8 protein-coding genes are annotated in these 15179 nt (G+C 57.3%); 6 read left to right on the top strand and 2 right to left on the bottom strand.

The genetic code is table 11. From position 1 onward, the window contains the following. Positions 1-4: 4 nt before the first annotated feature. From OLTU_RS11490 to OLTU_RS11465, 6 genes are read left to right on the top strand one after another with little or no spacing between them, the layout of a single operon-like run. The gene (locus tag OLTU_RS11490; protein ID WP_176736531.1) at positions 5-5875 is read left to right on the top strand and encodes a GLUG motif-containing protein; all 5871 of its coding nucleotides are present in this window, start codon (positions 5-7) and stop codon (positions 5873-5875) included. Positions 5876-5925: 50 nt separating this feature from the next. Continuing rightward, positions 5926-9339: a tetratricopeptide repeat protein gene (locus tag OLTU_RS11485; protein WP_141732901.1), complete on the top strand. Its 3414-nt coding sequence runs from the start codon at positions 5926-5928 to the stop codon at positions 9337-9339. 41 nt (positions 9340-9380) lie between these two features. Next, the gene (locus OLTU_RS11480; protein ID WP_141732900.1) at positions 9381-10223 is read left to right on the top strand and encodes a motility protein A; all 843 of its coding nucleotides are present in this window, start codon (positions 9381-9383) and stop codon (positions 10221-10223) included. 24 nt (positions 10224-10247) lie between these two features. After that, positions 10248-11084: an OmpA/MotB family protein gene (locus OLTU_RS11475; protein WP_176736529.1), complete on the top strand. Its 837-nt coding sequence runs from the start codon at positions 10248-10250 to the stop codon at positions 11082-11084. Continuing rightward, a complete protein-coding gene (locus OLTU_RS11470) occupies positions 11081-12109 on the top strand; it encodes a hypothetical protein (protein ID WP_141732898.1) in 1029 nt (342 codons plus the stop codon). The genes OLTU_RS11475 and OLTU_RS11470 overlap by 4 nt, the downstream gene beginning before the upstream one ends. Positions 12110-12113: 4 nt before the next feature. Continuing rightward, positions 12114-13322, top strand: coding sequence for a hypothetical protein (locus OLTU_RS11465; RefSeq protein ID WP_141732897.1), 1209 nt, complete (start codon positions 12114-12116; stop codon positions 13320-13322). 1 nt (position 13323) lies between these two features. Here OLTU_RS11465 and OLTU_RS11460 read toward each other — a convergent pair whose 3' ends face one another. Together OLTU_RS11460 and OLTU_RS11455 are read right to left on the bottom strand one after the other, a co-directional pair. Beyond that, a complete protein-coding gene (locus tag OLTU_RS11460; protein WP_141732896.1) occupies positions 13324-13917 on the bottom strand; it encodes a hypothetical protein in 594 nt (197 codons plus the stop codon). A gap of 7 nt (positions 13918-13924) precedes the next feature. Beyond that, positions 13925-14986, bottom strand: coding sequence for a hypothetical protein (locus OLTU_RS11455; RefSeq protein ID WP_141732895.1), 1062 nt, complete (start codon positions 14984-14986; stop codon positions 13925-13927). Positions 14987-15179 lie beyond the last annotated feature (193 nt).

The raw sequence follows: 15179 nt of genomic DNA, 5'->3' as shown, positions 1-15179 counted from the left end.
AGCCATGAAACATTTCCTCCCATGGTTTCTGACCAGCCTGAGCCTGATCCTTGGGGTGCTGGGCTGCGACAAGATTAAAACGGTTCAGGAATCCCAGCCCATCCTCTTCAAGGGGCTCAAGGCCATCGAGATATCCTCCAAAGGCGGACTGATTTTGATGTGGGATCAGCCGAGCGCGATTACCGTGGTCGGCTATCAGATTTATCTGCAGGACCTCACGGCCACCGGAACGCCGTCCTCCGACGATCTGAATCCCAAAAAGCCGAACACCGACCAGCCCAGGCCGGAAAATCGAGGCCCGGGCGAACAGCCGGAAAAACCCATTTTCGACTTTCTGAAGCCGAAGACGCGGACCGTCACCTGGCTGCAAGGGGATGGCAGCACCTCCACTGGGACATCCACCGTGCTTCTCGATCTGCCGGATTCGGAGGCTCCCGTCACCAAGGGCAAACTTCTGCAGGTGATAGCCGGGGATTTGAATTCCTATGAAATCGATTCGCTGCTGCCCGGCAACTATGCTTTCCAGGTTCGGGCCGTGGCTGCCGACGGACGCAGTGACACCAATCCGCGCGTGGTGATCCTGAGCATTGAAAGCGCCGTGGGCTATGAGGGAATTTCCAAGGCCGAACTGATTGGTGATGACGTTTATCTCGAATGGCCCACCCTGGTGACGAGCCTGAAGGGCCAGGATGTGAACTATACTGTTTACGAAGGTCCCGCGTTCAGCAAACCGGTCGCCATCACCACGGATACCAAGCTTCAGATCTCCGTTCGTGGGGTTCGGCCGGGCACCATCCTGAGCTATGGCGTGCGTTCCACCGACCCCAAGGGCCGGACCGATCGCAATACCAAAATCATCACCGTGACCATTCCGGAATCCAGTGCCGTGTTCGAAGGCTGCATCGAAGGTGAGGCGCGCGGCGCCGATCGCATTCGCATCAACTTCGCCTGGCCGGAAGAGGAGTTCGAAACATTCAAAATTTATCGAAACGGCGCCCAGGTTTTCGCCACCCGTGACAAGGGTGTGACGGAGTATATGGACATCGGTCTGCAGGAAGGTGAAGTCTATCAATACTCCTGTGTGGCCACCTACAAGGACCTGGCCTTGACCGGCAACACCAAACTCACAGTTGGGACCCTGACCTCGAATGCCCCGACCTTTAAAGGCATTCGCACGGTGGAAATTACCTCCGCGCATACCGCGATGGTACGCTGGGGCGTCAGCACCGGCGTTCCCACGCGGACCTTCAAGGTCTATGCAAACCCGGGCACAACGGTGAACTGGGAGGCCGATCCCATCGCAGCGGTGGGCGGGGATACGATGGAAGTGGAACTGACGGAACTCGGTGATGACCTGGCTTATGCCTTCGGTGTGCGCGCCTGCTCCATCAAAGGCATCTGTGACAGCAATACGCTGGCGCTGCTCGCCAGCACGCGCGATGATGGTGCTCCCAAAACCACCGGCGCCTCCGCGCTCACGGTACGGGAAGGCGGCCTTGTGATCACCGCACCCTGGACTCCGTCCCTGGGCGGGATCAGCAAACGTCTCGTCTATATCAAGAAGGATGGGCCGGTTTCCAGCAATCTTGTCGACTATACCAACGCGATGACTGTTCCCGTGACGACTCCAGGACAGGTGCCTACGGAGCTGGTTTACACCAATATCACCGACAACACCACCTATCACGTGATCGTTCGTGATCAGGATCCAGCTGGCAACACCAATACGGTAACCACAGCGCGCACCATTTTTTCCGGTGACACCACGGCACCGAATTTCCCGGGCATGACCAGTCTGATTCACGGCAGCACGGGTCAGGAGGAAACCACTCTGCGGGCCCGCTTTACCGCATTGGAGTTGGAATCCGACAGCAACAAGTACGGGACCTGGGAATACATCGCTCTGGTTCAGCCCGGAGTTGGCAACGCCTGTTCCTTGACCTCCATACATCAAATATTTGCGGCGAGCGATTTTACGGCCGCGCAGGAAGGCGAAGCGATCATCACGGGTCTGCAGCCCAAGACCACGTATAGTGTCTGCTTGAAAGCGCGCGACAAGGCCGGCAACATATCGGCCACCACGCTTTCCCTGAGTCGCTCCACACTCGATACCACAGCCCCCGGCTTTGATGGGGTTCAGTCGGTAACGTTCGACAAGGAAACAGGCCAACTGACTTTGGTCTGGAGTCCCTCAGCGGCCACCGACGTTTATGAATACCAGGTGCAGATCTGGAAGAGCAATCCCGATCCCACGCAGGTTCCGGTCACTCTTTTGAAACTGCCCCAGGCGACGGCCCAGTCCGGCACAAGCCTCAACAAGAGTACGATCAACCTGAACAGCGGCGAGGATATTTATGTGCTGGTCAATGCCTGTGATAACGGCGGCAGCATAGCCGGCGGGACGCAGAACTGTTCGGCGCTGACCGTGCCGCAAACCTTGACCCTGCCGGATATTGAACCACCACCGGGCTTCCTCGGCATCGGCGCGGAGCCTGATTTGACGACTCCGGTGGAAGGCACGGTGAACGTGGCCTGGATCGCGCCCAGCGACTGGACCGACTACAAAGGTTTTAAAGTTTATCTCGTCGATCCGACCACCAATGTTCTGCTGGATGCCCCGGTGTGGGATTGTCCTTGCACGGCCCAGGGTTGTCCGGTTCCCCTGACCTCCTGTCCGATTACCGGTCTGGATCCGTTCCGTTCCTATATCTTCCATGTCCGCGCCTACGATGCGGCGGGTAACGTGACCCAGCTGGATCCTTTGGTCAGCGCCACCAAAAAGCGCACGAGTGATACCACCTCACCCGTCTTTGCTTCCCAGCTGACCGCCGTGTATGCCGACGCCAGCACCGAGTTGAACTGGAGTCTGGCGACCGATAATCAGTATGCCCTGGAACCCGGCGCCGTGATCAACTATGAAGTCTGGCGCAAATCAGGGACCACCTTCTCCAATCCGAGCGATCCGGATACAGGGGATGCCTCGCTGGTCCAGCGCACCTCGGATCTGACCTGGACCGATCCTGGAACGGATTATGCGAGCGGCATCACCTATTTCTATGAAGTCTGCGCCGTCGATGGCACGGGCAACCGCACCTGTGATGCCAACGTGAAATCCATCACGACACCGGATCTGGTGCCTCCGGTGATCAGCAGCTTCACCAGTGACAAGACCGATTCCAGCTGGAATTGGACTCTGAGCTGGACCGCGTCCGATAACGCCACCGCCGCCGGTTCCATTTTCTATCGCATCTATCAGAAAATTTCCAGCAACCCGGATGACAAGGCCAACACCTCGGACACCGTGCTGGCCGCGCAAGGGGGCACCACCACCAAGGCCAACCTGCAAGGTCCGATCAACACCGACACGTATATTCATTATCTTCTGGAAGCCCAGGATAGTGATGGCAACAAGGCCACCAAACATCTGACCATAGAATCCAACAATCGCATGACCCTGACCTCGGTGCGCTCGACCGAAGGGCCCCTGGCAGGCGGCAATACGCTGGTGCTGGTTGGTGATGGCTTCAAACCCAACGCCACGGTCAGTATCGGTTCATCCAACTGCTCATCGGTTGACATTATTTCGCGCAAGCATATCCTTTGCAACGCTCCGCTCGCGGCAACCGAAAGCACCGTGGCCGTTACGGTTCAAAACCCGGATGGTTCGTCGGCTGTCCTGGCTGAAGCCTATCATTACTGTGATCCGAGCGGGGGCAGTTGTACGAATATCTGCAATCGGCCTTCCGACTGGGATGCGAATTTCGCCGATGGATCCGGGTTGACCGCAGCGGATCCCTTTATCATCTGCACGGCCGCGCATCTGAATAGCATTCGCAGCCAGCCCTATAGTCGCTACTATGCGCTCGGGGAAAACATCGACCTCTTCGGCCTGGATTTTGATCCTCTTACCAATGACTCCGTCAGCGAATTCCGAGGCACCATCCGTGGCAATAACTACATCATTGCCAACTGGAGTTATGATGATATCAACCAGGACTTTGTCGGCCTCTTCAAAATTCTGAACTATTCCGATGTGCGCGACCTCGGTTTGATCAACTTTCAGGTGCGCGGCCGCTCGTATGTCGGCATGCTCGCGGGCGGTGTGGGCACGGTCAGCTACAACGGAGATGCGACCGTCGGTGCCGAATACATTACGCTGGACGGTATTTTCTCCACAGGTGACGTCATCGCAGCCGACGCCTATGCGGGCGGCATCATCGGACGTTGCCACGGCAATGCCTTTAACATGATGTCCTTTGCCACGGTCACCGGTCGTCGCTTCGTCGGCGGGCTGTTTGGTCGAAAAATTTGGGGCGGCAGCAATCTGGAATTCAACGGAACCGTCCTGGCCACGGGCAACAGCAACCAATGCTATGCCGGGGGTCTGGCGGGACACTGGGCCGCCAGCACGTATTCCTTGAGCGGCGCCACTTCCTCAGGCTCTGTCACGTGCAGCGATGATGCCGGACAGGGGGCTCAGTACACCGGCGGCCTCATCGGTCAGCTGACGAACGGGACTCTGGATGAAATTGAGTCGAGCGCAACCGTGGTGGGTCGCAACTATGTGGGTGGTCTGATCGGCGAAACCAATACCACGGAATTTACCAACGCCAGCTTCAGTGGATCTGTTACCGGTCGTTACTATGCCGGCGGACTCTTTGGTCAGCTCACCTATGGCAACGTCATCAACTGCAATAACAACGGAACCGTGGTCGCCGAGGTACCTGTGCAGGTTCCGCCCGTCACAGGCTCGGATACCGCAGGTGGGATCGCCGGTCGCATCTACGGCCGGTCGACCACACAGCGGGCCCTGATCAAAAACTGTGTGAATTTGAAGACCGTCACGAGCCCAGCGAAGGCTGGTGGTCTGATCGGTTATGGCGATAATTTTGAAATCGATAACAGTTCCTCGGCCGGGGACATCACAGCCGTGGGTTATGCCGGTGGGCTTGTCGGTGAAATGCGCCGAGGTTTGATTGTGGATTCCTTTGCGACCGGCAATGTCACCTCGCTCAACGGTGACTATGCGGGTGGACTGGTGGGCAGGGCTTACGCGGATTCCGATGGTTCCACGATTACCAGGGCCAGGGCTTCCGGCACAGTCGTCGGTCGGAATGAAGTCGGTGGCCTTGTCGGCTATTATCGTGGTGAAATTACCGGCTCCACGGCATCAGGCAGCGTCACCGGGAATGCTGAAGTCGGTGGCCTCGTGGGTTATTTGGAAAACGGCAACACCACCCGCCTGAACAATTTGCAGCAGAATACAGCCACCGGAGCCGTGACCGGCGATACCCGCTGTGGGGGCATGATCGGTCGCGTCCGCGCCTATGCCTACATCAGGCAGAACGCAGCATCGGGTGCAGTCACCTGCCCCACCTACGCCGGAGGTTTGATCGCTCAAATCGAAGGAGCCGAGGTTGAAGTGAGTCAAAGTCTGGCGCTGGGCAATGTCACAGGGAACACCAACGTGGGTGGCTTCCTCGGCCTTGCGTTCCGCAACAACAGCCATAACGTGTCGATCACCGACTGCTATGCCCGCGGCACGGTCAAAGGCAATGAAAGCGTCGGCGGTTTCGCCGGGCAGGTGGGGGATGTGATCCAGAAAGTTTATGCTTCGGGCAAGGTGGACAAGGTCTCCAGTGAAAGCAACTTCGGTGGTCTGGTCGGAACCCTTTGGAACCCGGACGGGCCGCAGGATGCTCCTTACAGTTACTGGGACAAGCAGGCCTCCGGTCGCAACACGAGCGATGCCGGTATCGGCAAGAACACCAGTGAAATGCTCGGTTCTTCGCTCTATTCCAATTGGGATGGAACGATCTGGTCTTACTCCAGCCAGGATTATCCGCGTCTGCTCTGGGAGCTGCCTGTTCCGTAGGTTATACTGGATGCAGAGCTTATGGCCCAAGAGATCGGACGGGTATGTTCATGCAGAAACAAACCAGCAGGCCCCGGGCCGTGACCCGGATATGGCGCGGCATCGTCTGCGTTCTGGTCTTTTGCATGCATTCCGGAGCCCATGCGGCCTGGAAGGAAAACTGCCAGGGCAGTTATGAGCCGCTGGATATGGCACCCGCTCTGCCCGGAGCCATACGGCTTCTGGAAACCACAACCCGGCCGGATGCCAGGGCTCTGGAAAAACGCCTCCGTTCGCACCTCGTGACCCAGTCCCGGCTGCCCACACCGATATGGAATGACACGACCAGTCAGGATCTCGTGCGCGAGGTTCAGGAATTTTTATTTCGGCATAAGCCGGAAGCCCTGGAATCCCTGCGTGTGCACTGGCTGCTTTTGATGCTGGCGCAACGTCAATGGGATATTCTGGAGCCCGCCTTGAAACAGGGTGCCGGTCCTCTCACCATCTGGCTGCAGGCGGAAACCCGGCTCGGTTTTCGCGATTATTCCGAAGCTCTGCGCCTATTCCAACGCTTTGATGCGGACGCACTACGGCCCTGGATGAGCTGGCGTCGCATGGAAACCCTGCTTTTGCTGGGGCAAAGTGAAGCTTCCCTGGGGCAGCTGATCCAGGTCCTGAACTCACCCCTTCTTGCGGAACCCAGGGTGCGGGAAAAATTTCAAACCTTTTTGCAATCCTTTGCCGTGCGTGGTCGCGCTGTCGAGCCTCTCCTGAAGCTTCTGCAGGTCAAGGGGGATCAGGATGCCATCGGTCAGGCGGCCTTTTGTGTTCTGACGCAATCCCCGGATCCGGATGCACGCCGGGCTGCTCTCGATGCCGTCCTGAATCTGAAAGAGCCGCATTCCCAATCCTTGCGCCTGGCGAGCCATCACCTTGAGAAACTGCTGAAGGAACCCGCGCATATTCCGAGTCTGCTGGAAGCGCTGGAGGCCTTTTCCCGGCATGCGGCCGCACGCTTGCGCCAGGCGGACGACAAGCGTCGCACGGATGATGCCTTTCTTTTTGCGGCGACTCAGCAGAAGGCGGCTGATTTCCTTCTGAAAAGTCGCAGTGTGCGGGAATCCTCCGCCGTCCTCGAACGGCTGGATCAGCTCATGCAAACATCGATCGCCGCCCTGCCCCCGCGCTGGGATGTGACGGACGTTCTGCATCTGCGTGGCCGCATTTTGCAGGAAGCCCATCGCTATGCCGACGCGGCCCTGGTTTATCGGCAGCTGGCCTTAAGCGCCACCGCACCGGCCCAGCGAAGGATGTTTGCGAATCTCATGCTGAAAAATTTTGGTCTGACCGCATCGAATGTCGAGCTCGATGAATCGTTTATGGATGCCTGTCGCATCTATCAAAAGCTGGTGCCCGATGGGCGGCAGGAACTGAGCCGCTGCGATCTGATGATGGCCCGTCAGGCGCTGAAACAGGGTCTCGCGGTCGATGCCCAGCAAAAACTGTGGCAGATCGTCTACGCCTTTCCTGAGGCCATTGAAGGTCAAACGGCTGCCGAGCGCCTGATCGAACTCACGCGTTCCCATCCTGATGAAGTTTATATGACCACAGATAAACTCCTCAATATTCGCAATTTCCAAAGCGGCCCCTGGGGCATCAGGCTCAAGGACCTGCGGCGCCAGAGTTCCTTTCAACGGATTGCCCAGCTCAGCACGACCGATCAGGCCGAGGCCTATTTCGTCTTTGCGCAAAAGGAAAAGGGTGATCCTCTCGCCAGTCGCAGTCTTTTGACAGCGGTCACGTTGGATCAAAATGCAGGCCGCTTCGCGCGGGCCATGGATCGTCTCGAAACCTGGCTGCATGACTATCCGAATGCGCCCGAGGCACCGGCGCGACTGCTCGATCTGATTTCGCTGGCGGAACGCACGGTCCAGATCCCGCGGGCACGACGCTACCTGCAATGGACGCTCGCCTATCGCTGGACGGGGGAACAGAATGATTTCATTCTGCAGAAGACCTGCCTCTTCGATATTTTGGAGCAGCCGCTTTTGGGTTTGCGCAGCTGTGAAAAATTAGGAGCGCATCTGACCCAGGGCATTCCTCTGCGGCTGCGTCTGGCCCGGGCGCTGGCCTATGGCGGTTACAGTGAGCAGCTTCAGACTTATGCCATGAATCAGCTGCTGACGCGCGAGGATCTGAGCGTGGATCAGAAAATGCTGGTCCTCGATCACCTCCGTCGGGCCAAAAGCCTGACGCCGACGCGCGACGAAACCATCAAAACCATCATGACGAATTTTTATCTGGAGCTGGCGGATAGCCTCGGTCCTGAATCACGGCGCCTGCTCGGGGGGCTAGCCTACCACGAGGCCCAGCAAGGCCTTGCCGCCTTCCAGGCCCTGCCCGTCTACGGTACGCGCTCGGACGAGCTGATCAGTTCGATTCAGGTAAAAAAACAGGCTTATGATGAGCTGGAGGCTCTTTACAATAAGGTCCTGCAAACCCGCGATCCTCATTGGGGAAGCAGCGCACTCTGTGATCTCGCTCTGGCCGCGGAAAATTTTGCAGAGGCCTTGAATCGCCTGCCGGAAGTGGAAGGTCTGGATCGCAAGAAAATCATGAGCCAGATTGCGAGTCAGATCGCGTCCTGGCGGGCCAAGGCCAAAAGCTTTTCCGGAGCGGCCAGCAAGACCATCGAACGGTTTGGCACTTTGCATGGAGACAATCCCCGCATCATTCAGGAAGCTCATCGCCTGAAGGAAGACGTCATTCAATTCCACGATTGGATTCCCTCCCTGCTTGACGCCGAGGATGCCGCCAGCCGCACGTTGAGCTGGACCCGCTGGGACGAGGCCGTTGCGGCTCTGCTGAGCGCCAGCCAGCAGAATGCAGGAGCGCCGCCGGCTTCCCTGATGCTGCAGGCCATTAATTTTACCCTGCACGAACGGGATTTCATTCGCGCCGAATGGCTCAATGAACGTCTGCTCCAGGCCGCTGATCCTGCGTCACAGGCCCTGGGCCACTGGCAACAGGGCCGTCTGGAGGCCCGCCTGGATCATTTCACCAAGGCTGAGGAGCATTGGCAGAAGGCTCTCGCGTTGCAACCCGATCACCTTGAAGTGCGGAAGCAACTGGGCCTTCTTTATGCCCGCTTCGGATTCTTTGCCAAGGCGCTTCAGATGCTTCAGCCTCTGGAACAGGATCCGCAGGTGGCCTGGACTCTGGTCGCGATGGAGCGGCAGCTCGAATTGAATGAACCAGCCGATCATCGCTGTGAAGGTTTGACCGCACCCGGAGCTGCCACGCCCGAGGCTTTTTACAACTGCAGTCTCCTGGAATTTCAAAATCATCGTCATGCAGCCAAGGCCATCACCTGGATGCAGCAGGCCCTTCGCCTCGCTGAATCCTCCCCTGCTCTGGCCGAGGCCGCGCGTCAGCAGCTCGCTCTGATGCAGATCTGGAAAGCCCGCTTTCAGCCCGATCACTGAGCAGAATCTGCCGACTCAGACCCACGACTTTTCATTCTAAAATGAAGATGGACATCGAACGTCAGCCGCCATTTCTCGGCAAAGGTAGCGTCATGGGAAGTTTTAACTTCGGAACCGTCTTCGCATTCGTGGGCTGCTTTGTCATTGTCCTTGTCAGCCTTATCATGTCGCTGGAAAACCCGTGGATTGCGTTTGATTTGCACTCCATCGTCCTGGTGCTCGGCGGCACGCTTTTCGTGGCCTCGTCCTGCTTTCCTTACCGTCAGGTCATGAATCTCTTTAAAGTCTTTATCAAAGGCATAGCCCGCAAACCGGCCAACACGCATGCTGAGGTTTTGGAATCCGTCATTCAACTGTCGAAGGCCCGTCTGCAAGGTCGCGAGGCTTTCAAAAATGCCTCGGAATCCGTTAAACACCCTTTTCTGCGGGAATGCTCGCAGGTTTTGCATTGGACCGATGCGGATATCACCCGGAATGAATTGCGTGAGCTCCTCGAGCTGCGGGCTGAGACCATTTTCGCCAGCTACAACCAGGACGCGGCCATCTTCAAAACCATTGCCAAGTTCCCTCCCGCCTTTGGGCTGATGGGGACCACGATGGGGATGATTGCGCTGCTCCAGGCGATCGGGAAAGGCAATTCCGACAGCATTGGTTCCTCGATGTCGCTCGCTCTTCTGGCCACGCTCTATGGCCTTGTGCTGGCCAACGTCGTGTTTCTGCCGATTGCCGAGTATCTCGGCAAAAAATCCCGTGATGAATTTGTGATCCGTAAAATGATTATCGAAGCCATCATGTTGATCCACGAAAAGAAACCGGCCAAGTTCATCGAGGAAAAGGTGAAGTCCTTCCTTCTGCCTGGCCAACGTCAAATGAAGAGAGCCTAAAGCATGGCCAGGAGCCCGCACCACATGGAGCAGCATGAGGAGAGCGACGAGGGATGGATCGTCTCCTACGCTGACCTTGTGACCTTGATGCTGGGCTTTTTTATCCTGATGTATAAGGTGGTGGCGGACGAAGGTTCCGTCAAGAAACTGGAAAAGGCGATCGGCGATGCCATGCTGGGCAACAAACGGGCCTCCATGGAGCAGGTGCTGGAAGAGGCCAGCGAGGAGCGCAAAGCCCGAGCGTTTCAGCTGCTGGTCACGATGCTCGACCTCGGCGATAGTGCGGAGAATGCGGTCGGCAATATCGAGCGCAAATATGCGGAAGCCGGTAGTGCGGAAGCCTTTCAAAAAATCCTGGACCAGGAGATGAGCCCCAAGGCCAAACAACAGCTCCAGGTGTTAAAAGCCGGTCCCCTGCAAAAGGATATCGCGCTGCGGATTGTCATTCCCAGCGATACGACCTTCCGCAGCGGCGAGGCTGACATCAACAGTCTCACGCGGAATAACCTCGCGGAACTCGCCAGGGGTCTTCTGCCCATGGATGATCTTTTGGAAGTGGAAATTACCGGCCATACCGATGAGCAGCCGACCCGGGCGGGTGGCAAGTGGGCCAGCAACTGGGAACTTTCCGCGGCGCGCGCGGCCGCCGTGGCCGCTGTCATGCGGAGTGAAGGTCTGTCCGGCGAAAAATTGCGAATCGCCGGTGTCGCTCATTTTCAACCCCTGGTTCCGGTCATCGGGCTTGCCGGGGAATCCCTGCTCGATGCACGGGCCCAAAACCGTCGCATCGAAATTGCTATCAAGCGCAAGCGTCCGGTCCAAAAGCAGGAAACGGATGCGGAAGGAAAGGTGAAGCCATGAGCCAACCCAAAGCTCAAGCCTGGCGTCGCTGGGGTTTGCGCCTGCTCGCGGCCTCCGTGCTCGCTCCGCTTGTCTCGATGGGAACCCTGCTCCATTTTTATCTCAAGGATGAAATCGAACAGCGTCGCACCCTGGCCTTCATGAATTTCGAGCAGCAGGCCTATCGTATCAAGGATATGCTGCGCGATGAATCCCGGCACTTCCTGGACCGTGTGGACGGTGCCTGGCAGCTGCGTTTCACCCGGGAACCGCGGGCGCTGCTCCTGATGAATGGCAGGCAGCTGCAGCCCGTTCGCGGCCAGGTCACCCCCGAGGAATTGAAGCAGCTGAATCAAAAGACGGAACACCACACGGAACTGGAAACCCTGAAAATTCAGGGGCAGCTGGTGATCGTAACACACGTGCGCCTGGATCATCCGACCCAGTTCGCCGACAAGGACCTGAAGCCGGGCCTTTATCGGGCTCTTTGGAATCTGGATGCCAGCTTTCTGCCGCGCAACCTGCCGGACAATACCCAGCGCCTTTATATTATCAATCAGGATGCGGCTCTGATTTATTCGTCCGTGCCGGAGGATACCGAGGAGCTCATCCTTAAGCAGCCCCTGGTACAGGAGTTCATTCGCTCGCCCCTGTCCCGGGCCGGAACCCCTCTGCGCGTGACCAGGGATGGTGGTGAATACGGGTTTTATATGGCCATCCCGGACAGCAACCTGACCTTCTTTGTGGAAAGCTCATCCGCGCTTTATTTCGCTCCTTTGTTGGTGCCCGCCACCATCGCCCTCGGTCTGCTGCTCGGTTTCATGGGCCTTACCGTTATGGTCTGGCGGAGCACGGTGTCTTCGCTGCAGGACGAGGTGCAGCGGCTCGCGCACTCCCTGGACGAATTCTCCAAGGGCTATCTGATTCCCACCCAGTTGACACCGCAGACTTTTCTTCTGGAGCTGCGTCCTCTCGTGGAATCGATCAACAAAAATACCCGAGGCGTTCGTGAACGTGTCGACCTTATGGAAAAACAAAAGAAATAACGTCATGCTGCTCACGGCTGCGTGGCTCCTCAGCCTCTCCGCTCAGGCTCTGAGCGAGGCGCGGCAGTTCGTAACCGTGCGGCGCAGCGGCACCATCTGGATCATGCCACCGCTGGGTTCCGACTGGCAAAAGCTCAGGACGGCGAATTTCGATGAGGGCAGCCTTTTGCGCCTCGATCCAGGGTCCAGCATTGAACTGAAACAAACCGGCCGCACGCTGTCGGCCGCTGAAACGGAGGCCCGCCTGCGTATCGCCGAACCCATGATCGTGCGACTGGATCGGCATATTTTCAAGGAACTGCGTTTCAAGGATTATGTGGTCGATGGCCTTTGGAATGAAGGGGCCTCTCAGGAAAAGGAAGCGACCGGGCATCCCCTTCTGAGCTTCGGTGCCGCTTTCGTCCGTCATCTCCTTTCCATCGAAACCGCCCAGGAACTGCCGAAACTCAAAGCCGACCCGCAGAAGGAAAACCTCGAAAGCGCCCGGAAAATCAGCAATCTCGCTCTGCTTTCCCCAGGCCAGGACAGCCTGCACTTCATCAGTGACAGGACCGCTCAGATTCCCCTCTATTGGGAAAGCCCGAATGATCACCTGCGTTTCAAAATCTTTCTCTGGCCGGCTGGTGATATCAAGCGCGAGCCTCTGGCCACCGTGCAAGGACATCGTTATCTTCTGACCATTCGTGAGCCAGGCTCCTATCGCCTGCAGATCTCCAGCGTCGACTATCACTATCGGAGCGAGGTTCTGCGGTTGAATGTCGACCGTCCTCTCGCGTTCATCCCGGCCGAGGATCCCCTGTCCAGGGAATTGACCAAGGCGGGCATCAGGCAAAGTCCGACCTTGCAAATCCAGTATCCTCCGCAGGATCTGGAAATTGCCGCCACGGCCTCCAAGGCGGAAACGCTTTTCATTTGGACGGATCGGGATGGGCTTCGCGCGGGAGATCAGTATCGACTCGTGGTGCAAGGGGAAAACGGCAAGGAATATGTAAAGCCTGCCACACAGGAGACCTTTGTCAAACTGCGTCTGCCTCCCGGCACCTGGCATTACTTTGTGATGAAACAAAATCGTGTGACACGGGACGCGCCGGTGGCCAGTGCCAGCCGGCAGCTGCGGGTTCTGGATCGCACCCTCGCCATCCAGTGGCGAAGGCTGGGACGCAAGGCTCACGAACTCAAACGGGATGAGACCGTCCTGCTCAACCTGCGTTGACTTACTGCAGGGCCTCGTAGAGACGGACAACTTCCTCGGGGAAGTCACGCACAAACTGCTTTTGACCGGCCGAGTCCATTTTCGAAACCTTCACATACTTATCGAGACACTGAGCTCGGATGACTGTGATGGTGTCTGTATCGCGGGCACATTCCAAATAAAATTCGCGAAAACTTTCGGCCTGCTCAGGATGCTGAGCTTCCAGTTCGGCAATCTCACCCAGACGGCGTGCGGCCTCAAGCGTGGGCCGGGGCATATGATGAACCTCTTCCGTTTTGGATTTGGCGATAACGTCCTTTTTTTGAAAGGCCTCGCGCGCCACCTGGAAGTTTTCCTGAATTTTTTCAGCCACCGGCTCCTCAACCTGGGTGCTTGCAACCGGATCGGGTTCAACAGCAGCTGTGGTTTTGGCCTTCTGAGCAGGCTCAGCAGGAGGATCCTGCACGATGTCGGGCCCCGCGGCCGGCTCCGTCGTTGTCATCGTATCATGATTCTCAACAGGTGCCGTTTCGGGCACGGATCGATTCAGGAGAAAAAAGCCCACCGCGAGCGCGGCGGTCAGGGCCAGAAGCAGCAAAACCTTTTGGCGTTTCATAGGCCCCTCATGGACGTTGGGATGGGATCAGCGAGAAGGCTGAAATATCAACCTTGTCAAAGCCCTTTTCCGGCGTTGCATCCAGGTTCGGCAACTGGCCGTTGCTGCGTTTCACAACCCGGGACACGCTATCGAGGTAAAAGGACTCCAGGATCGTCTTATCGCCAATGGAACAGAGGTCGCCACACTTCTGGATATAGGCCTTCAGGATTCTTGCGCCGACCGTGTAAGGGCCATTCGCATTATCATCACAGGCGAGTTGGTTCACAAACTCCGGGGCGATCCCCGCTCCTCTGGGACAAAGCGTGTGCATAAAGCCAAGGCTCCTGGATACACTGTTGCCATCCGCATGGCGCGCTTCATGGAAAAGGGTGTCCACGCGAACCGCGGTGTTGGCATAAGACTCGGGATTGGAAGCGTTGGGCATGAAATCGGGATGGAAGAGTGCCGGTCCGAGTTGCATGACGCCGTTGCGCTGCGTATTGATATGGACCCAGTTGTCGTTCACTTCCACGATCAAATAGTTGATCTGAGGAAACCGGGCGCGCATGCTCTTGCCATACGAATACAGAGCCGTTCCCGCCATGACAGCGGCCACGTTGCGCGTATCCTCTTCACTGGCGCCTTCCAGCTGGGTCATTTGATAGGTTCGGGATCCGGACATGACGAGTCCAACCCGATAGAGCGAGAGGTCAGGATTCAACATATAGCGGACACGGGCTTTCAGCCAGGTGCTTAACGTGCCACCACTCAGATCCGGCACGTCCAGGATCGCTTTCAGAACGGCGTCATTGTCAGTGCCGCTTGTCAAATCGAAGCGTTCAATGCGGGCAAAATCCCGAGTCAGCCCTGCCTTGGCAGTCTCACTCACATGACGATCGAAAACCATATGGTTCTTAAGATCGACAGCGGCGGGCTGAGTCTCATCGATATGGCCGGAACCGGGATTCAAAGGCACAGGCGCAGGCACGGGCTGGGAACTGCCTTTTTTGGACGACCCCCCGTCGCCGCAGGCGGAGAGGTGAAGGCTGAACAACACACTAACACCGACGGTTTTCAACATTTTCACAGGTCATCTCACTTCGTTAGTGGAGCGAGCCGGGTCCTCGCTCAATCCATGCCTCTTTAGGGGCATACGCACAACAAGATAATACGGATCAAATAATTTTCTTGTCCTGGAATGCGCTGGCGCAGGGCGGATTATCCGCTGGGAAATATAGCGTAATCATAATGAGATCTTGCTAAGCAAAAATCGGTAAGTG

This window comes from Oligoflexus tunisiensis (genome assembly GCF_001748245.1).
Lineage (GTDB): Bacteria > Bdellovibrionota_B > Oligoflexia > Oligoflexales > Oligoflexaceae > Oligoflexus > Oligoflexus tunisiensis.
The sequence above is the reverse complement of the archived record's forward strand: the minus strand, read 5'-3'. Positions and strand labels throughout refer to the sequence as shown.